Annotated in this window: 13 protein-coding genes; 4 read left to right on the top strand and 9 right to left on the bottom strand. The window is 37.4% G+C overall.

Translation table 11 applies throughout. From position 1 onward, the window contains the following. Positions 1-181: 181 nt before the first annotated feature. Positions 182-2,644, bottom strand: a complete 2,463-nt coding sequence (locus ACJVDK_RS18695; protein WP_443938183.1) for a glycoside hydrolase family 31 protein — start codon at positions 2,642-2,644, stop codon at positions 182-184. A gap of 161 nt (positions 2,645-2,805) precedes the next feature. Beyond that, positions 2,806-5,697 (bottom strand): TonB-dependent receptor domain-containing protein, encoded by a 2,892-nt coding sequence (locus ACJVDK_RS18690; RefSeq protein ID WP_443938182.1) that lies wholly within the window; start codon positions 5,695-5,697, stop codon positions 2,806-2,808. A gap of 278 nt (positions 5,698-5,975) precedes the next feature. On the opposite strand from ACJVDK_RS18690, the gene ACJVDK_RS18685 reads away from it, so the two are divergent. The 3 genes from ACJVDK_RS18685 to ACJVDK_RS18675 are packed head-to-tail and all read left to right on the top strand — an operon-like array spanning position 5,976 to position 9,775. Further along, positions 5,976-8,405, top strand: a complete 2,430-nt coding sequence (locus tag ACJVDK_RS18685) for a penicillin acylase family protein (RefSeq protein WP_443938181.1) — start codon at positions 5,976-5,978, stop codon at positions 8,403-8,405. A gap of 7 nt (positions 8,406-8,412) precedes the next feature. Then, positions 8,413-8,772 carry a hypothetical protein gene (locus tag ACJVDK_RS18680; protein WP_443938180.1) on the top strand — a complete coding sequence of 120 codons (360 nt, stop codon included), beginning with the start codon at positions 8,413-8,415 and terminating at the stop codon, positions 8,770-8,772. A gap of 19 nt (positions 8,773-8,791) precedes the next feature. Further along, a complete protein-coding gene (locus ACJVDK_RS18675; protein ID WP_443938179.1) occupies positions 8,792-9,775 on the top strand; it encodes a LuxE/PaaK family acyltransferase in 984 nt (327 codons plus the stop codon). A gap of 64 nt (positions 9,776-9,839) precedes the next feature. Here the strand turns inward: ACJVDK_RS18675 and ACJVDK_RS18670 are convergent, their stop codons facing one another. From ACJVDK_RS18670 to ACJVDK_RS18660, 3 genes are read right to left on the bottom strand one after another with little or no spacing between them, the layout of a single operon-like run. Beyond that, positions 9,840-10,814 carry a hypothetical protein gene (locus ACJVDK_RS18670; protein ID WP_443938178.1) on the bottom strand — a complete coding sequence of 325 codons (975 nt, stop codon included), beginning with the start codon at positions 10,812-10,814 and terminating at the stop codon, positions 9,840-9,842. Further along, positions 10,807-11,694, bottom strand: coding sequence for a hypothetical protein (locus tag ACJVDK_RS18665; protein WP_443938177.1), 888 nt, complete (start codon positions 11,692-11,694; stop codon positions 10,807-10,809). Before ACJVDK_RS18665 ends, ACJVDK_RS18670 begins: the two co-directional genes overlap by 8 nt. After that, positions 11,678-12,862, bottom strand: a complete 1,185-nt coding sequence (locus ACJVDK_RS18660) for a CHASE2 domain-containing protein (RefSeq protein WP_443938176.1) — start codon at positions 12,860-12,862, stop codon at positions 11,678-11,680. Before ACJVDK_RS18660 ends, ACJVDK_RS18665 begins: the two co-directional genes overlap by 17 nt. Before the next feature lie 302 nt (positions 12,863-13,164). Between ACJVDK_RS18660 and ACJVDK_RS18655 the strand changes: the two genes are divergently transcribed. Next, positions 13,165-13,602, top strand: coding sequence for a hypothetical protein (locus tag ACJVDK_RS18655; protein WP_443938175.1), 438 nt, complete (start codon positions 13,165-13,167; stop codon positions 13,600-13,602). A gap of 310 nt (positions 13,603-13,912) precedes the next feature. Here ACJVDK_RS18655 and ACJVDK_RS18650 read toward each other — a convergent pair whose 3' ends face one another. From ACJVDK_RS18650 to ACJVDK_RS18635, 4 genes are all read right to left on the bottom strand, one after another. Then, positions 13,913-15,193, bottom strand: a complete 1,281-nt coding sequence (locus tag ACJVDK_RS18650) for a hypothetical protein (RefSeq protein ID WP_443938174.1) — start codon at positions 15,191-15,193, stop codon at positions 13,913-13,915. Between the two features lie 11 nt (positions 15,194-15,204). Further along, positions 15,205-19,395, bottom strand: coding sequence for a TIGR02594 family protein (locus tag ACJVDK_RS18645; RefSeq protein ID WP_443938173.1), 4,191 nt, complete (start codon positions 19,393-19,395; stop codon positions 15,205-15,207). A gap of 15 nt (positions 19,396-19,410) precedes the next feature. Then, a complete protein-coding gene (locus ACJVDK_RS18640) occupies positions 19,411-20,205 on the bottom strand; it encodes a hypothetical protein (protein ID WP_443938172.1) in 795 nt (264 codons plus the stop codon). Positions 20,206-20,407: 202 nt separating this feature from the next. Beyond that, positions 20,408-20,872: a hypothetical protein gene (locus tag ACJVDK_RS18635; protein ID WP_443938171.1), complete on the bottom strand. Its 465-nt coding sequence runs from the start codon at positions 20,870-20,872 to the stop codon at positions 20,408-20,410. Positions 20,873-20,875 lie beyond the last annotated feature (3 nt).

Raw genomic sequence — 20,875 nt, 5'->3', positions numbered from 1 at the left:
TTTACTGTTGCCTATTCTAATCCATAGGAACTAGTAGGATTGCGTGCATAAATTCCGCTTGATACAAAAGAATGTTTTCATTCGTTTTGTTTTACTTATCTTCTTAAAAGCGGGTTCCCTGTTAAATGTTGAATTGAACAGAATAGCTGGCCCTAAACACCAAGGTATTTAGGGCCAGCTATTATTTACTGATTAATTGAATTTCGCCGAAATTTTTGGTACACTTGAAATTTAAACGATTTAAATCATCGGTGTAAAAATCAGTTATTTCGTGATTGTCGACAATAACCTTTCGCACTTGGAAATTGACACCCATTACTTTACAGACAAATATTTCATAATTTGGCGTATACAGTCCTTCGTGTATCTGCTTTATAGTTATCGTACTTTTATCACCTTTTACGGTAAACTTTCGTTCCAGATAAATGTCTTGTTCATATGCAAAAGTATCTCCATGATCTTCATACATGTATGAATTCACTTCGTACTCGCTGTTGTAAATATTTAAGAAAACTTCGGTAACCAAGCGATCATCTACATATTGCATCACCGGATACTCAGGTAATACAGTTCCTGCACGAACAAAAATTGGCATGCTGTCAATTTTAGCTTCAACGGTGTATTCTTGTTCACCGGCAAGTACTTCATTGGTCCAGAAATTATACCAATTTCCTTTAGGCAAGTACACTTGGCGTGAAATTGCGCCTTGCTCCAAAACAGGGCATATCAACAACTTATCGCCATAGGTAAACTCATCTTGACGGAAACTATTGCTAATATTTTCTTGTTCGAGCATGACCAAAGGACGCAGAATAGGGAAACCATACCGGTGATGTTCCCAAAAAACCGAGTACAGATATGGAAGCAATCGGTATCTGAGTTCTATAAACTTCCGGTTAATATCTTCAAAAAACTCACCAAAACTCCAAGGCTCTCGTTCAGCGGTATCGCCAGCAGAATGGGCTCTCATAAAAGGAGAAAATGTACCCATTTGAATCCAACGGGTAAACAATTCGCCATCTGGCTCAGCGCTAAAGCCACCGATATCGGTTCCACAAAAAGGCACTCCTGATACCGATAAACGTTGGCATTGAATGTTACCAATTTTCAAGTGTTCCCAAGTAGCCAAATTATCCCCCGTCCAAACGCTCGCATAGCGCTGCATTCCGGAATAACCAGCACGTGTAATTGTAAAAGGGCGTTTGTTGCGCATTAATTTTTTCAATCCCTCGTAGGTAGAACGTACCATTTGCATCCCATACACATTATGTGCTTTGCGGTGCGATCCACGATGGCCGTCAAAATTATGCCGTACATCGTTCGGGAATGTTCCGGAGCCAAAAACTGCCGGTTCGTTCATGTCATTCCAAAAGCCGGCTACGCCCATATCAACCAATTCTTTATACAAATCGCCCCACCAAGTTCGAACTGCGGGATTGGTAAAATCAGGAAACTGGCATCGGCCAGGCCATACATGCCCTTCCATATAATAATCGTCGCTTCTGCGACAGAAATACCTATTTTCTTTTCCTTCTTTGAACACCCAATAATCGTCATCAACCTTTATCCCTGGATCAATCATCACAACGGTTTTAAAACCATCATCCGCTAAATCTTTAATCATTTTAGCCGGATTCGGAAAATACTTCTTATTCCAGGTAAAACAGCGATAACCGTCCATGTAATCGATGTCCAAATAAATTGCATCGCATGGAATTTTACGTGTTCTAAATTGTGTCGCAATATCACGTACTTTGCTTTCCGGATAGTAACTCCAACGGCATTGTTGATACCCCAAGGTCCATTTTGGAGGCATTGGGTGCGTGCCTGTTAAGCTTGCATATCGTTTTACTACATCCATCATATGTGGTCCGTGAATGTAATAATATTGCAGTTCACCACCATCTGCCCAAAAACTGGTTTTACCCGAATCTTCCGCAGCAAAATCAAAGTATGACTTAAAAGTATTATCGAAAAAGATTCCGTATGTGACTTTGTTGTGTAAGCCAATGTAAAACGGAATGGTTCGGTACAAAGGATCCTGATTCCATCCGAATGAATAGGCGTCGGTATTCCAATTCACGAAACGACGTCCGCGCAAATTAAAATTACCTGATTTATCGCCCAAACCGAAAAAGTTCTCTTCGGCCATACATTTCTTCGTGGCAAAAATGTAGTATCCCCCAAAATCTTTATTTTCTTCCCAATGCATCGAGTTATGATCCTCTACCATTGTTAAATTGGTTACATTATCTAAAAAGGAAACATGAAAATTTGCTTTTTCAACTTTACAGGTTACTGCATGGGTGGAGATTAAATAGCAATCTTCCTGTTCTTGCATTTTAAAAACAGTGACCTTTTTATCGACCTCTGGAACAGCGTATGAAAAATCTTCTAAAAAAACACCGTGAGGAGCCAATCGCACTCGAATAATATGATCGCTTACAACTCTAATTTCAACCTTTGCATCTCCATCCGAAAAATAAAAACGATTTCCTTCTTTTTTTACTTTTTTAACCGAACCTAAATATTGTTTAACGATTGGTTTTACGGAAATATCGACCGGATTATTTAAGTGTTGAATTTCTTGAACCTTTTCTATTAGTTCCGTAACGTCTTTGGGCTTATCGTTGTTCGCTTCCATCCTATTTTATTCAAAATTTACAAAATATTTGTTCTCAAACTGGGATGCGCTTAAGAAAGTACTATAATACAAATATTTTATAAGAGCTGAGGCATATTTAACAAAAAAAACCCTCCTTAGTTTTACATAAGAAGGGTTTTAAACAAAGGTTTTACAAAAAGCTATGGATTAAACGTAAATGACAAATAATACAAGGCTCCTGCTTCCGGATTCCCGTATGAAGTGAAGTAATATTTATTTAAAATATTTGAACCTCCTAATTTAACTACAGACATAACAGAAGGGATTCTTAAACTAACTTGCGCATCCAACGAACTGTAGGCTGGTACTTGTCCGGCGGCGAAAGATGAGTTCCAATAAAATTGATCTTGCCAACGATAAGCGATATTGAATCCAAAGTTTTTAATAATTTCTTTGTTACCCAATCCTAAATTATAGCGGATTTTTGGCGTATTAAAATCGTTGATGTAATTAGCGGGTAAATCGCCTATTTCATTGTACGATACGTTACCGCTGATGTTGTATTTACCAATTAAATAATCAATACCCAAAGCGGCTCCGTAAGCCGTTACTTTCCCTTCTGCATTTACGGGAACACCATATTTCACAAAATTATTGCTGGTTCCTACTTGTTGATATACGTTCACCGCCGTGATGAAATCTTTATATTCATTGTAATAGGCATATGCATCGATTAAAAATTTAGGACCCAGCAATCCTCTATATCCAACTTCGTAGGCCTGTACGCTTTCCGGACGAACGCCTCTGCTGTCGAAAGTATATTTTTGCAATAAAGCAGGATTTGGCGTTCCGGCAATGGCCGATGCTAAAAACGCACGGTAGCTACTTTCGGTGTATCCTTTAGTTGCTTCTACATTTAAACCGTATTTAGCAATACTTTCTGGCAAACCGCCAATTAATCGTTGTACACCTCCTCCAACAGAAAGATCGATGTATTGATTTTGTGTGGTTGGATTGCGGTATCCAGTTTGAAAAGATAAGCGAATGTTGTTATCTTTTGCAACCGTAAACACTCCTGTTACACGTGGTGTAAAACGGCCTTCAAAATTGGTACTTTTATCGTAACGACCCGCCACCGTTAATTTAAAAATATCTCCGAACTTTTTACCCAATTGTCCGAATGCGCCATACTCGTTGATATCAATTTTACGGTTTAAATCGTCAAAAATAGTACCTCCTGAACGTAGTTGATATGTTCTTGAAGATGCACCCACTTGAAATTCAACCACGTTATTAAACAAATTGGTAAAATTATACATCCCTTCGTAGTGATACAAATTGGTTCTATCATCGAATTTTGCCCCATAAATGCCTTTGCTTGCATCTGTTGCGCTGATGGTTGTATTTTTAATTTGTTCTTTGGCCGTTTCAAAAGCTGGAGAACCCGGCATCGCCCTATTCACATCGGCTGCTGCTCTACCTGCTGCTTGTGCTTGCGCTTCGCTTAAGCCTTGTGAGCGTGCTGCCGAATAGGCGACGGTATAGGTTGGAAACCATGATGACGCCGAAGGACTTGTTTTTTCATTAATATAACTTCCTAATATAGAGGCTATATACGAATCGCCTGAACGCTCTTGTGTTGTATATCCTCTAACAAAAAAATCCTGACCTTTTAATTCTAATTTATACTGGCCAATATTGAAATTGCGTAACGAATAGCGATCTGATCCCGTATACACCGAAGTTCCAGTACCCCAATTTGCTTGCAAAGTCGCTTGAATCGTACTGGTCACATTGTAATACAAAGCACCAGAAGTTTTCATCGATTTGGTATTGTAATCAACTAAGTCGCCCTCGTTGTATCCAGTTCTCGAAACCGTTGAACTAGAAGTTGTTCCTTTGTTTAAACTGTACATCAAGCCTAAATACGGCAAAGCCGGACGCAATGCTGCATACGCTGGATTGGTGCTTACATTTTGTACAATTTGCGCATAAGTTGCTCCGCTTGCGATGAAAGAATTAAATGCGGCATAACCTGCTGGAGAAGATGCTTGAAAGGCCGATTGCACCGATCTGGCAGCACCTAGCAAGTTGGTGTTTACCTCATCACCATACACGTTAACCCCATCGTAGCCTGGATCAGAACTACGATCGCCTGGTTTTACACTATTTGCAACGCGGTCGAAATTTTGATAATTATTAGCAAACCAATCTTTTGCTTGCAAATACGAAAACGCCACCTTTACCCCAAACTTATTCTTCCATGATTTAGCCATGCGCACATCTAACTGGTTAAAGGGCTGCACACTGCTATTGGCATCGTTTACGTGGTTAACCCCCGTTTTGTACTGAAAACTTGCCCCTTGGTATCGAAATGGGTCTTTCGAGGTCATTAACAACGTACCATTCATCCCTCCTGCGCCGTACAATGCCGATGCTGCTCCAGGTAAAAGCTCCACATTATCAACATCGAGTTCGGTAATCCCAACAATATTCCCTACCGAAAAATTTAAACCCGGTGCTTGGTTATCCATTCCATCGATAAACTGATTGAAACGGGTATTTCCATTCGAATTAAATCCACGTGTATTGATTGATTTAAAGGTTAAACTTTGCATACTGGTTTCCACACCTTTTAAATTGCTAATCGCATCGTAAAAAGAAGGTGCTGCAACCTCTCTAAGGGCTGAAGCATTGAGTCGCTCAATAGAAACCGGTGATTCTAAAATCTTTTCAGGTGTTCTAGACGCAGCGATGACCACATCTCCTCCTAAAACTACCTGCGTTTCAATTTCAATGGTTATATCGCTGGTATTCCCGGTAATTTCTTGTTCTACCCTACTGTACCCCACGTACGAAGCTACCAAGGTAAAAGGCACTGCCCCTTTCGTGGTAAAAGAAAAGACCCCGTTGCTATTGGATGATCCACCTCCTGAACGACCTTTAATCGTTATACTTGCTCCGGAAATAGGTTCTTTGGATTGTTTGTCTTTTACAACACCGCTAACGGTGATATTCTGTGCCTGAGCCAACAAAGTTGTTGTACATAAAAACACAAGCGCACAGCAAAGGCTTGTAAAAATTCTTCTCATAAAGTTTATATTTAGTTATTTGTATCATAAACTTAATTGATTAAAATCAAAAAAACAAATTATGTTTGCATAATAATTTACACCCCATAAGTGCGCTAATCATCTCGTTGTAGGAAGTCTAAAACATTTCTTTATTCAAGATTTCTCAAAATCTATCCACTCAAAAAATAATTTGGCTAAAAACATACAAGCATACGAATGAATTGCTATTTTTATAAACCTTATTGTTTTCCGTTTATAAACAATTTTGTTGGAAAACCGCTTTATCGCTAACCATTATGAATAAAATCAAAGCTGTGCTTTGCATAATCGTGCCAATATGCATTGCATTTCTCTTTAATACTAAGTTTGGAAACACACCTCCGTTGCTCAAATTTTTAGATCCATTTGCAGGTTTTTGGCAGAATGCCGAGAACAATCACTTCATCATGAATCATAAAGTAAAAATTAAAGGAGCCATCGATGAAATCGAAATCAAATTCGACGAGCGAATGATCCCACATATTTTTGCAAAAAATAACCACGATTTATATTTAGCCCAAGGATATGTAACGGCCAAGCATCGCCTTTGGCAAATGGATTTTCAAACACGCTTTGCTGCCGGTCGTATTAGTGAAATTGTAGGGTCTAAAGCGATTGAAGTAGATCGGTATCAACGCCGGATGGGCATGGTTTACGGTGCCGAAAACTCCATAAAAGGGATGATGGAAGATCCCGATTCAAAAGAAATGCTCTTGGCCTACACCGATGGGATTAATGCCTACATTAAATCGCTATCAAAAGCCAATTACCCTATTGAATATAAATTGCTCGATTTTAAACCTGAGTTATGGGAACCCATTAAATGCGCCTTGTTATTGAAACAAATGTCGGCTGTTTTAGCCATGGGCTCTGATGAGTTTTACATGACTAATATTTTAAAGAAGTTTGGCCCAGAAATTACAAAAGATCTTTTTCCGGATTATCCATTTCGTGAAGACCCTATTATCCCGGTTGGAACAAAGTGGGATTTTAAACCCTTAGACATTCCAAAAAGCCCCAAAAGTTTTAGCGATGCTTTGACTGGAACCGTAAAAACGAAAGAAAAAGTGGAAGGTATCGGCAGCAACAACTGGGCTCTTTCGGGCGCAAAAACAGCTTCTGGCTTTCCTATTTTAGCCAACGACCCACATTTAGATTTAACCTTACCTTCTATTTGGTACCAAATACAGCTGCATGCGCCTGGAGTTAACGCCTATGGAGTATCCTTACCAGGCGCACCAGGAGTAATTATTGGCTTTAACCAGAAAATTGCGTGGGGCGTAACCAATGTTGCTGCGGATGTTTTGGATTTTTATCAAATTAAGTTTAAAGATGCATCACACAAAGAATATTGGTATAACAACCAGTGGAATCCGACTAAAACGCGTTTGGAGACCATCAAGATACGCGGTACAAAAGACGAAATTGATACCGTTTTTTATACGCATCATGGACCGGTGGTATATTTTCAAAAAGCAAAATATAGCAAAGCCAATAATGTTCCTTTGGGAGATGCGTTGCGTTGGATTGCCCATGAAAAATCGAACGAATTAAAAACATTTTTCTTGTTAAACCGTGGAAAAAATTATGTGGATTATCGTGAGGCTTTAACGTACTATACTGCTCCTGCACAAAACTTTATCTTTGCCAGTGTAGACAACGATATTGCCATCACCCCGAACGGAAAATTTCCTTTAAAATGGAAAGATCAAGGGAAATTTATTTTAGACGGAACCGATCCTGCGTATGATTGGCATGGTTGGATTCCAGCATCGCATAACCCTACTGTGAAAAATCCGCCTCGAGGCTTTGTAAGTTCGGCCAATCAATCGTCAACCGACCCCAATTACCCGTATTACATCAACTGGGAATTCTCTCCTTATGAACGTGGAAAACGCATTAACGACCGTTTAGCGGTTATGAAACATGCAACCGCCGATAGTATCCGCCTTATGCAAACCGATAATTACAGCATATTGGCACAAAATGTACTACCGAAATTCACCTCACTCCTGGAAACAGAAAAATTAAATGCCACGCAGAAAGAAGCGCTAACGTATATAAAAAAGTGGAACAAACGGTACGATGCGAACGAAATTGCAGCTAGTGTTTTTGAAATTTGGACAAAAAGATTGAGTAGTGACATTTGGGCGGATGAATTTGAAGTAAGCGACATTCCCATGCGCTATCCATCAAGAGACAGAACGGTTGAGATGATTTTGAATGAGCCAAATGCAAAATGGTACGACAATATTCAAACGCCTCAAAAAGAAACACTGAGCGATTTGGTGAATGAAGCGTTCAAATACAGTTGCGATAGTTTAGAAAGAAGGTTTGGCCCTATTAACAAAGATTGGAACTGGGCAAATGTAAAGCAAACAAATGTACCGCATTTGGCAAAGATTCCGGGTTTTGGCACCAAAACGTTGCTAATTGGAGGCGCAAAAAGCACTATAAATGCCTTGAGTGAAACAAACGGTCCATCGTGGCGCATGGTGATTGAATTAGGAAAAACGCCGAAAGGTCATGGTGTTTATCCTGGCGGTCAATCCGGAAACCCAGGAAGTAAATTTTACGACAACATGGTTGATACCTGGGCTAGTGGAAACCTGTACGACTTATTTTTTATGCAATCTTCAACCGACGCGAACAGTAAAATTATTTCAACGTTAAAAATCTCTAAATAATAGCAAAATGGTCTTCATAGTACTCTTAATCATCTGTTTTATATTGCAAATGTTTTTGCCATGGTGGATTATTTGTGTCATCGCATTTGCTACTTGTGGCCTCATTGGCAAAACAGGTAAAATTTCATTTTGGCAATCATTTTTAGCTATTTTTTGCCTATGGATTGGCTATGCCTTGTTTAAAAGCTTACCGAACGACAATCTACTTGCGGGTAGAGTAGCGGTGATGATTGGCGTTAAAATTTGGTGGGTTTTACTTTTATTAACGGGTATTCTGGCCGGTTTGGCTGCAGGTATTTGCGGATATTGTGGTTGCCAATTTAGAAAAGCCATGCTCAGCAAAAAAACTGACGAGAAATTAGCATAAGGCTTTGTATTTTTGCAGTGTGAATAGCTTATCCAGAGAAATTTTTACCATCGGCTCTGCCGATCAATTTAACGCCCTTGCTGTATCGATTTTTAACGTGCAGGCCCAAAAATGCGAAGTATATCAATCGTATATTCATCATTTAGGTGTTGATGTGGAGCAGGTAAAAAAAATTGAACAAATTCCGTTTTTACCGATTAGTTTCTTTAAAAGCCATTCCATTTTAAGCAGTAAAGAACCTGTGCAAGTTACGTTTAGTAGTTCTGGGACCACCGGCATGGTGCAAAGTAGTCACCATGTAACCAATGTAAGCCTTTACGAGCAAAGTTATTTACAAGCTTTTGAGCAATTTTATGGTCGGGTTGAAGACTATTGTTTTTTGGCTTTACTCCCCTCGTATCAACAACGTTCGGGTTCGTCGCTCATTTACATGGTGAACGATTTAATTGCGAAAAGCCAACATCCCGATAGTGGATATTTTCTATACAATCACGACGAACTTTTTAACAAATTATTGGAATTGAAGCAACGTAAACAAAAAACCGTATTAATCGGTGTGACGTATGCCTTGCTGGATTTCATTGAACAGTTTGACCTTCAATTTCCCGAACTTATTGTAATGGAAACCGGTGGAATGAAAGGCAAACGCAAAGAAATGGTTCGCCAGGAATTGCATGAGCAATTAACAAAAGGATTTGGAATTCCGACGGTACACAGCGAATATGGCATGACCGAACTTCTATCGCAAGCTTATTCGTTAGGCGACGGGATTTTTCAATGCCCGAACTGGATGAAAGTTTTAATACGCGATACCAACGACCCTTTAAGCCTTATTGAGGATGGCAAAACGGGCGGGATTAATGTAATTGATTTAGCGAATATCAATTCTTGTTCTTTCATCGCTACGCAAGATTTAGGAAAAATCATTCGCGAAAATACTTTTGAAGTACTCGGTAGATTTGATAATGCAGACATTCGAGGCTGCAACTTATTGGTTCAATAAAATCCAATCCCTTTTATGAAAAAAGCTCCTTGAATCGTGCCATTCAAAGAGCTTTTCGGGTTGACTAGTTGGTCAGCTTCCCAACCTCTTTTTTCAATTTATCGGTACTCATGTTAATGAGTGATTCTGAATTATCAATTAATAACTGATTAACAAAAGTGTTTTTAGAGCTTTCGGTCACCTTAACGCCGATGGAATAAGCCGCTTGACTCCAAGATTCTTCCATTTGATTTGAATTGTTTAAATGATATCCGTATGAGCGCGGAACCAGAAAACTCCATCCTTCTAGCATTTTACCTTTCAACTTTTTATAAAACGCATCGTAATCGGGCTTGCTTTTATCTAAAGGAGCATTTCTTAATCGCAAATAAAACTTACCTAATTCAACATTTTTAAATAAATTTCCACTTTGATTTACGTACGAGGTATTAAAAGTAATTTCAATGTCGACATTGAGTGTATTTTTCGATGCCGGAACTTTGGCTTTTGAATAATTCAGCTGTAAGTCTTTTACTTTCAGTTTAAATACGGCGTTATTAAACATTTCATATACATTAGTCGTATCAGTTGCCAGCTCAACATCAAGCAACATTGCCAAGGTTGAATCGCCTTTTTTAGTCAGAATTTTTCTTTCTAATTTAAAGCCGTTAAACTGCAAACCCACTGGATCAAAAGGCCCTTGGGTAGACAACTGATCATAAAAATATAAATTGTTCAATCCGTTGTTCCATTCAGCTGTATATTTCTTTTTTTCCTTAGCAATCATTTGTTTAACTGCCGAAGCACCCAATCCGATTAAAGAAGTAGAAATATTGGTAGCGAGTCCGCGCCCTTTTGCCTGACCACGACTGGCTAAAGTAGGGGTTAATTGTTTTTTCAAAATACCTGCAAAATCAACCACATCGGGTTGGTTTTTAGCGGCCATTGTTACACGCTCTGGTACAGCTTTTCCGTTGGTGCCGTACTTTGATGCTGTACAAGAAAATAAAAGAACTGAAATAGTAGATAGTAGAAATGTGTGTTTGTAAATTTTAATCATAACGCGCTAAGGCAATTTTATATGAAGGGTTGTTTGGTTCGTATTTTTGGGCTAATTGATAATATTTTTTAGCCTCGTTTAGCAGGTTGTTTTCTTCTAACGTAAACGCTTTCATAAAGGCTATTTGCCCTTCGGATTCAGTGGTGATTTGGGACTTCAATTGCATGATTACTTGATTCACCTTAGCCGAATAAGCATCCTTAGTTAGCACATGAAGGTATTTTTTCGGGTCACATTTACCCGTGGTTGGATTGCAAAAAAACCAATTGTACTCCCCTGCTCCTACTTGATTTACAATGCTATCCAAGACTACTTTTTTAGACACCTTAAAACGCTTAACTACACTTTCACTATTCAAATGACTGAGGGTAAGCATGACTGGGTTACTGTGACTTTGAAAGGAAATTTGAAATACTTTTTCGTCAACAATCAAGCTATCCAATTTTAGTTCGAAACGGACCTCTTCAGTCCCTCTACTCACTGCACCCGTATTTTTCATAAACTTTTTCGGGTTTTTATCGGCATACTCGTGATGATGGCTCATTTGTTCCCAGATGTAATGAAAATAATTGGCCGAGAAAGAAGATTTTTCTTTCTCGCATTTAGCGGATAAAGATGCTCCTGTATACTTGCCACTTATCAAGTCAATTTTACTGTATTGCTTACAAATTAAACTTAATGTGGCTCCTTTGGCTACTTCTATGTCATTTTCAGTCAAAATTTTATCACCAATTTTAAGAAGTGTTTTCGTCCCATTTTTCAGCATGGATGCTCTTCCTTTTAAGCCATAAACTAAAAACAAGGGTTCATCGCCCTCATTGGCAAGGGCTATCGATTGAAAACCGATTAACAGGAACAGGAGCTTAATGATGATTTTCATGATAAAAGATTGTTTTGTACCAATTTTTAGTTTGAAGCCATACCACCAATGCTTCGTAAAAGTATAAAACATCGACCGCCAGAATCACGACGGCGAGCGTAGGTGCCATGCTAATTTGATAATTCCATTTAAAAAACAGCAACAAGCCCATGTACACAAAAAATATTGCTAAGAATAATTGCGCCGTTTTAGCTGCTAAATGAAACCAAATGTGTTTTTCAATATAAAAATGGATAAAAAACGTCATATGTAACCAGCATAGAATAAAGGCAATTAACCAACTTATCCAGCCTGCTGCTTTATTGATGTAATTACCATCTAAAATCATGCTGATGGTATTAGCATGAATAATTACGCCATTCATGTCTGGTACTCCTTTGCCTGTATCGGCATGGTTCATCGGTGTGTAATGCTTATCTAAAATATCAGTTGATGTTTCGGAAACGTAGCCTAGCAAAACAATCTTATCTTTCAATAGCAATGTTGGATTACTATCGGCTAAAAAATCATCCGCCTGCAGAATTTGATATTTATCTGCACTGCGGGTATAATTAATAACTTCTGCTTCTTTTTTTCGGTCGATTAATTTTTGATAAGCGCTTCCATCTGCCATTTTAGCAACCATTGGTGCGAACGCTATTTGTTGTTTGCCCTCGATAGTGATGCTAGGTTTTAGATGCCTAATAACTCCCGTTTCTTCTCCTACAAAATTGACATAGGCTGTTTGGCTTTTTGCGGTAGCGAAATAATTTTGCTGCAAAGTCTCTTTCTCATGATCGATGTTTAACTTATTGGCTAAAATTAAATTTGGATGGGCTTCTAACTGTTGCCGCAAAATACTATCGGTCATTGGTTCACGTGCTCCCTCGAAAAGAACATCTACGCCTACTACTTTAGGTTGACCGTCAAAAGCATGCGCGACAGTTTTGGCAATCCCAGCTCTGTCATAATTGCCAATGTTGATTACAACAATCCGATTATCAGTTTGTGATTGCGTTCCTTTTCCCATTTCAGACCATGCCAAGTCATTAAAATCGAAATCGCGAATGGCCATTTTGAAAGGATCAAGAATGTGTAGATTTAACGGAATTAGCGCTAGAAATCCATAAACGAGGAATACGGCGATTGTGGATAAAATAATATCCTTGTTAAAGAAATTTTTAAACATATGGATGATTGTTTCGGCTTATTTGGCCTGAGCTTTTAATACAATTTAGCTGTTTTTATTCGATTTTAAAATTCAATAAAAAGAACATTTCTTCATCCATTCTTAAGTTACGTTCGAAGGATTTGAGCGCTTTCTGCATAGCAATAAAAGCATTAAAATTAGGCAAAAATAATTCAAAACGAAAGAATTAACAATACTCAATAGTGGGTATTGCCGAGTGATTAAAAATATTTTATTTTAGTTATAAATCTCCATTCTAAACCAGGAGAAGTAAATCACCCGTAAACTAAAAAATGAAAAAAATGAAAAAGAAAATTACATCCCTACTCAGTGTAATTGCACTTGCGGTAATCATTTCATTACCCGCAGCTGCACAACAAACAGCAAAAGAGAAAAAAGAAGTAAAATCGAATGCGATCACTAAAAAGTCTGCAGAAATTGATAAGCTTGTTAAACCTAGCAATACCAAAACAGCAGCTGCACCGAAAACCAGAGGCGATGTATACGGCCCTAAATACTCTGATATTGTAGTTAAAAACTTTACTGGATATTACATTGACATTTATGTTGATGGAAATTACCGTACGACTGTTTCACCAGGTTATAGTATTACCACTTGGGCGATTCCAGGCACCACTAAACTTTATGCAAAAGCAGTATTTTCTGATGGAAGCTATAGCTATTGGGGGCCAGAATATCCAGTTACAGGCTACCAATATACATGGAGTTTGTATAAATAGAAGCAAAAAGACACAACTTAACAAGGGGCTGTCTCAAAAATGAAGTAACCCCAAAAGTTTTTGTCTAACTTTTGGGGTTCATTTCACTTCGTTGGGAATAGTAAAACACTTATTTTTTTATCCTTTTTTGTTAAGGACATTATTTCCCGCTTCATTATACCCTCCATAATTTTTAGTCTCATTAAGCGCAACTTCCATCCATGGCGCCCTTCCATCTAAATCTAGTAAAGCACTATGTGATGATGGATAACCATTCAGTATTTGGGCTTGTTGCTTTATTGAAAATCACTCCCAAATTTAGTAGCGGTTTTTAATTTTCCTTAGCGTTTTGTTCTCGCCATTCGTTCTCACCTAAAGGCCGATTAACAGTTCCCCAAAAGCCATTATACTCCCCTTCCATATAATATTCATCAAAATCAGCCTTATCCCACCATTCTTTAAATTTTGGAAGACCGAAATAATTATTCTTTTTTAGAATTGCTCTACTTTCATCATTAAAAAAATAACGAAGGCTACCCATTATTCTTAAATTGCTTTCATATTCTTTTTTATACTTGTATTGTTCCGCAAAATAAGCAAGGTTGGCCATTATTTTAATCTTTTCTAGCTGAGTAAGGTTTTCATATTTAGATGCTTCATTACTTCCGAGATACTCTAAATATCCTTTGATATTCTCTAAAATAAATTTGTTTTCAGATGGATCATTTGGCAATTGCAATTTTTGTAATATTTTAAAGGTATTGGAGTGGATTTTTAAAATACCATCGCACTGTTTCGTCCAAAATAAACTGCCGTAATCTTTTGGATTGTTTTTGTTAAATTTTGTTTTTTCTATTACCCATTTTAGTAAGTCTAAATCTTGGGTGTAGCCAAACGTTTTTACGAGCCTTCCCATAAAATACTCATCATGGAGAATAAGCCATTTGTATTGTGCTTTGTTATCATTAAATAGGTACATATTGCGAGCAACAAGAGTTTGGATTTTTCTTTTGCGAATTTCTTTTAAATTAGCAACGTCCTTCCATAGGTATTTATCTACTTGATAGCCATTGGCATCTTGATATGTTTTTGAAATGGCATTCTCTTTTTGAGCTTCATTGGGGTAAACCTTTTGATAATCAATAATGGCAGGCAAAGGATATAGTTCAGCTATAATGTTAAATTTTTTAATTACAAAAAAGCCAAAGTTTTCAGCATCATTAGGGAAATAATTTATTCGCTTATCACATTTGTCTAGAAAGTTTATGTAAAGAAAATTAGATTGAGAATTCCTATCAATAATCCGTTTAAAAATCAATTTTATTTTATCATTAAATTCATCATTTTTGATAACTTTATATCCATTTTCCATAAGTAATTGGTTTAATATTGGAGTTGTAATTTCCAAATCATCTTCAGAATATTCATATGGATTATCAAAAGAGGGTTTTCCATATTCTAATTGTTTTTTTAACATAACATTAACTTCCTTATTTAGTGGTTGTGAGATTGGTCTCTCATTTATATTGTTTTGAGTATTGATTTTCTTTTCCTGACATGAAACAGATAACCAAGTGATAAGACATAGACTAATTAAAATTAAATATTTCATTTTTGTATTGTTTAAAATTCAGAACTTTTTGCACCCGGATTTCCTTTGTATTCCGGCAAGTTATAATCACTTTCTGTAACTTCGTAGTTTTTAGGAACTAGATAGGCGAAATAATCTGATATTTCATAAGAAGTACATTGTAATTTATGCGATTGATTTCCTCCTAAAATAATTACTTTGTTTCCTTTTTTTCCAGCTACAAAACCAATATGACCACCTCCTTTTCTTCTTTTTACTGCAAGTGCCCCATAAACAGGTTTTCCAATATTCCTTCCTTCTGACCACTTTGCCCATTTTAACGCTCTTACAACATCATATTCATCTTTAGTTTCAAGACCCTGATAGCCATAATGCTTCATTATCCAGTTAACAAAAGCAGCACACCAGGCAACATCTTCTTCATTGGTTGTATTCGCTCTCATAGATTTTTCATATGGAGTTCCATCAAAATATTTTTGTATTTCTTCATTGAATCCTGTTTCCTTTAAATTTTTGGCCTCTTCTTCCCATACTAATTTCATCCATGGTGCCCTTCCATCAAGATTTAGCAGAACACTATCTCCATCACAAACGCTCTTATCGTATTTAAACCAAGTTTTTAGTTTTACGAGTGCTTTCTTTCGGTTTTCCCATCCATTGGGGTTTTTATCTAATCTGTGTTTGGGGCTATATCCATTCAGCATTTTTGCTTGTAACCAAAAGTACTTTTCTTCCTCTTCTTCCATTAATAATCCTAATTCAATTAAGTTTTTTCCTAATCCCTTCTTGAAGTAATTTTGTTTTTCAACTCTCAAAGAGTTGTATTGGGCAAATTTTCCTGTCCAAGGTGTATCCCAAGTCCCCGCTCTTTTTTGTTGAAATACCCATCCCCCTACATCTACAGCATATTTAAGATTAGTAGATATTAAATCAGCACTGCTTTCACCAATAAATTTATTTTCATCGTCAAAACGGTTTTTTCCGTATGTTTTATAAAGACCAGGGTACTCATAATATCCAGTACTCAAATTTTTATCACCTGTTATTTGTAATATTCCTCTGCCTTTGTATTTGCTTTGACTGGATAGAAATTTACTTTTTTCTTCCTTACTTTGAGCAAAAAAACCAGTTTCTTCCGCAACGTTTGCTAAAAAAGATATTTTTTGCATGCAGCGATTCATACCGTATTGTGAAAACATGGCGTTTAGCTCGGCAGTTAAACTTTTTATCGTTTTATCAGTAATATCACATGATTCCTGCATTCCTTGCCATATTTTATTTCCCCCGGTCATCGTTTTTATAAGATCTTCCATTTCCTCTTCCGTAAAACCACGGTTACAATAACAAGTCTTTTCCTTTCTAACCTCCGCAATCTCCACCATCACAGGCATCACATCATTTTCTATGGCTTCGGGTGCTACATTTTGCGAAACCTTTAGGCAGCCACTTTCGTAGAAAATGAATCGTTTTCGTAATTCCTGCATTTCATCTTTTGTAAAGGGAGTACCGTCTTTTTTATGTGCTTTGATGCCCAATTTTTCCATGTCCTCCGTTCTAACCAGTTCGGTGGGGAGCGTTTCGTTGAGGGTAAACTGGCTTTTTTCTATTTTCCATACTTTCTTGTTGAGGTCAGTAGCATCCTGCACTTGACGAGAAACCTGCGCTACGTAATAATCAAAATTCTTTGCTGGCTTATTCCAGTCTACGTTTACCGTGAAAGAAACCTCCAGTAAACCGTCTTTTCCGGGTTTTTCTTCTTTATAACTTTGCTTGCTTTCGTGCGTATATATAATGTGGTCGGTCTCATTCATACCCTCTTTGGGGATTTCTTTCAGCACGTCAACTTTCAACAGTTCCTCGGTCATATTCACGGTATGCACCCAAATTTTGTAGGTTTTTCCGTAGAAAGCCGGTGTACGCAGAATGTCTTTGCCATCTTCCGTTGAAAACATGATGGAGACTATTTTCTGCTCGGTAGTAATCACCAGTTCTTCATTGGCATCTAACACTTCCAGGTAGGTCGTTTTTTCGTCAACCTTTATACTACGCGTCCCTTCAATCGGCATATCTACTGGAAGAACAATATCAGGGGATGAATTTGGCTGCGGTTCAATGGTAAAAATCAAACTGTATTGCGGATTGGGGTTGTCTGTAGTTTTTGGGATCGCTGCCAGTATTTTTTTCTTATAATCGTCGTTGGTTGTAATACGAAAGGAAGTTTTCCCTTCGCTGTTTAGCGTAACATTTTTCTCCTCTAACAGGTACTTATCTTTCTCTTTATAGAAATCACTATCCTTTCCTTTTACCCATATTTTTACTTTCAAAGCTTGGTTTTGCAATCCATCTATCTCTAAAAATCCATACGTTTCCTCTTCATATCCGGTTTCAGCACGTTTAATTCCTGTTTTATAAGCCCAAAGGGCGCGTTTTACTACAGACGCCAGAACATTTACTTTTGCTTCAATTTTCTTCGGCTCGGTATGATCACCGATTAAGTAGGCTGAAAGGGTATATTCACCCAGCGCATTAAAGGTAAGGGTTCCATCTTGGTGATGCGTTACCTTATCCGGAACGTCTATTTTTATTGCTTCATTGCCCAGCAGTGGGGTAATTCTTGCTAAAGTCGTATATTTTAGAGTGGTTCCTTTGGGTACCCGTGTTAGCGGGAGGTTAAACTGATCTATTACATTTCGTATTACCTCAAATCGGAAACAGTCAGCACCCGTAAATTTGGGTTCTTTGAGGAGGCCCAATGGTTTGGCATACCCTTCCAGAATATAAGAGCCAAAATAAGCAGTGCTGGGTAAAGAGGCATCATCATAGAGCATATTTGCCACTATTTTATTGATGGCGACCGTTTTAAATACGTCTGATCCTTCAAACAAGGTTAATCGCCCTTTTCCTTCTTTTTTTAGATACCAATATACAGGGTTTTGGGCAGGAAGATAGTTTACATTAAATTTAGAAGCGCGAACGTTTAATACATCACTAAACCTAAGTAAACTTGGTTCACCTTGAACACCTAACACACTTAATGTACTTTCTATTTTAAGCGTTATTGATTCGGGTTTTGAATCCGAAGGATCTGTAAAAGCCTCAACAGTATACTTCCCAGCGTTCTTAAACGTTAGCACTACTTTTGCGCCTTGTTTGTTTACCTCAACAAGATGCGCTGCCGCTGTCTCCGTAAAGCTGTTATACAACACCGCTTTTTCTTGTTTTATTCTCCAGTGAACCGCATTTAAAACAGGCTGAAAGGCTGCATGATTTAAAATTCTCATTCGGTCGGTAATGCTGCTGAGTTTCGGCGTTATGCTTATAGGAAAAGGAACATTGACCAAAGTAGAATCTCCGGGGGATATAATTTCTTTAACATAATCTTTTACTACTTCTATGTGAACAGTGCATTTTTCATCTCCGGGCTCCACTCCATAGGCTTCTATTCGGTATTTACCTTCGTCCAAACCTTCAAATAGAGAGGACATTGATTGATTGAACATACCGCCTAAATCGATGAACGTTTTGATCTTATCTTTGACACCATCGCCTTTAAACAGCGCCCATACTATTTTGCTCGCGTCACCTTTAAATTGGGCAATAAGTGAAAGATTATCCACTTCCCTAAGATTTAGCCAGGGGTTGTATAAACTTTTGGATGATTGAATATAGTAATACGAACCCGAAGGTTTTTCCGCCACGAATGGTAATGTCATCGAAACGGAATTTACGGATGTTGTAGCAGCAGAAGCAGATGACGAGGGCCACTGCGGCGAAGTATTGGCGATAGAAAATTCGTCGGCATTTTTGACATCTATCTGCGAAACATTCTTAACCTGCCCGGTTGTTGCAAAAGCAATTGTACCAGGAGCTTTATATCCAGGGCAACTGCCGGTACTCACATCCAGCAGGATTTTCATGCTTTTATTTAAGGCTACATTTTCATAGTAATCTTTGAACTTGATTTTACATTTCGCTTTGCAGGGATATGTTTTTCCATCAGCTCCTATGCAATTCCCAAAGCCGTTTCCGCCACCAAAGCTTTCTGCTTTATTATCGAGATGTGTAGCTATGGGTTTTTCTTGCGCAAAATATTTGTTTTTGCTCAATTTTTCCTTCTGACTTTTCACTTCCATCGGAACGGCAGTTTCTTTGGAATTGTTTGTTGCAGATCTACTACAGTACGCTTTTGCTCCTTCTATAATGAGGTATCCTTTGTTCGCCATATCATGTATTTAAGGTTAAGTCATCGTAATCCTTTCATGGTATGCTGTTTTTGCTTCGTTTGACAATAGGAAATTGGCTTCCTTGGATGAATAGTGTTTTTCTTTGGAGTTGTACTCCATTTTTATCGTTAATTCCAGCTGATATTGATCTAGCTGATAAGGGTATTTATTCTTTAATGCAATCGCTAGTTCCTCAGGAACTTGTATGGTTGACACAAAAAGGGCTTCAAAACCATAGGCTTTTTGTTCAGCACTGATAATGCCTGTACATACTACATCGCCTATTCCTTTGATGTTCCATACGATTGATTCTTGGGTTTTATCTCCAGTGTTTAAATAGGATGGAGCAAATAAAAGTAGATTCCATAAAGGTTCTTTTCGTTTATTTGCATAAAAATTGGTTTCATCTTCAAGAGCCAATAAATACTGGTTTCTGAAAACAGCAATATTTTGGTATTCATATTGAAGGTTAGCGGTTTTACGTTTCCAGTTTTCGATATTTTTTTGGTGGTTTACAGCCCCTAAAAAACATCCCTTTTCATCCACCTTTACTTCTAGTGGATAAGAATTTTGCTCCAACACATGCAGTATCTCGATAAATTTATTTTCAGATGAAAAAGAAGAAATTTCTACTTTGTTTATCAACCAATTTTTTGTTTGATCTTCATTTATCTTTTCCTGAAGCGTAACGTTAAAAGATGAATGAAATTCTTCTGTTCCTTCAAACGATATCTCAAGTATGTTTTCTACCTGATATTGATGGAATCCTAATGTATATTTCTGAAAAGGTTTTACTCTATTTTCTTTCATAAGTAGATAATAAGAATTACTGGTAGTAATCAGGTAGTTACACTTATTTGTTTTTCATAGGATTTACTTTTTTGTATATCATACCCCCCTTGTCATATACACGCCCTAAACCTACAATGCCAACAATTCCTATTATTATGTATTTTTTCATTACTGTTCAGAAATAATATCCCCGATAATCTTCTCAGATTTTATTAATATGTTATCGTTTCTTAATACGCTGAATAATTAAACATGAGAAAATGAAAACCATTATGCTATTCAGGAGATATGCGGCAGTAGAAGTAACTAAGATATCATTATAGCAATCTACTTCATATACTTTATCACCGAGAGCAATACCTTTTATCAAATTCTTTATAAAATCAACTTCTAATATCTGATAGTTAAGCCAAGCAAAAAATAATGGTAAACCAAATAAAACCACCACACAGTAAACAATTCTTTTGCTTTTAGAAAGTTCTCTTGCCACTCCATTGTATAAATAAAAAAATAAGAGCACAAGAATAAACGCAGCTATGAATATCATATCAGAAAACTCTGTGGAAGGTGTTGAAGCACATGGATCTATAACTTCGTAGGAATTTTCAAATACAAATTCTAAAAATAAAAACCAAAAAATTGAATATATAAAAAGGCCAATCCATTTATTTTTAATCAAACTCATAAA

The sequence above is a fragment of the Pedobacter paludisoli genome (genome assembly GCF_052344095.1).
Lineage (GTDB): Bacteria > Bacteroidota > Bacteroidia > Sphingobacteriales > Sphingobacteriaceae > Pedobacter.
The sequence above is the reverse complement of the archived record's forward strand: the minus strand, read 5'-3'. Positions and strand labels throughout refer to the sequence as shown.

Bases quoted from the DNA above. Each gene is read 5' to 3' on its own strand.
- ACJVDK_RS18695 (WP_443938183.1), bottom strand. From the start codon at position 2,644: ATGGAAGCGAACAACGATAAGCCCAAAGACGTTACGGAACTAATAGAA.
- ACJVDK_RS18645 (WP_443938173.1), bottom strand. From the start codon at position 19,395: ATGGCGAACAAAGGATACCTCATTATAGAAGGAGCAAAAGCGTACTGT.
- ACJVDK_RS18650 (WP_443938174.1), bottom strand. From the start codon at position 15,193: ATGAAATATTTAATTTTAATTAGTCTATGTCTTATCACTTGGTTATCT.
- ACJVDK_RS18670 (WP_443938178.1), bottom strand. From the start codon at position 10,814: ATGATTAAAATTTACAAACACACATTTCTACTATCTACTATTTCAGTT.
- ACJVDK_RS18690 (WP_443938182.1), bottom strand. From the start codon at position 5,697: ATGAGAAGAATTTTTACAAGCCTTTGCTGTGCGCTTGTGTTTTTATGT.
- ACJVDK_RS18655 (WP_443938175.1), top strand. From the start codon at position 13,165: ATGAAAAAGAAAATTACATCCCTACTCAGTGTAATTGCACTTGCGGTA.
- ACJVDK_RS18635 (WP_443938171.1), bottom strand. From the start codon at position 20,872: ATGAGTTTGATTAAAAATAAATGGATTGGCCTTTTTATATATTCAATT.
- ACJVDK_RS18685 (WP_443938181.1), top strand. From the start codon at position 5,976: ATGAATAAAATCAAAGCTGTGCTTTGCATAATCGTGCCAATATGCATT.
- ACJVDK_RS18680 (WP_443938180.1), top strand. From the start codon at position 8,413: ATGGTCTTCATAGTACTCTTAATCATCTGTTTTATATTGCAAATGTTT.
- ACJVDK_RS18640 (WP_443938172.1), bottom strand. From the start codon at position 20,205: ATGAAAGAAAATAGAGTAAAACCTTTTCAGAAATATACATTAGGATTC.
- ACJVDK_RS18660 (WP_443938176.1), bottom strand. From the start codon at position 12,862: ATGTTTAAAAATTTCTTTAACAAGGATATTATTTTATCCACAATCGCC.
- ACJVDK_RS18665 (WP_443938177.1), bottom strand. From the start codon at position 11,694: ATGAAAATCATCATTAAGCTCCTGTTCCTGTTAATCGGTTTTCAATCG.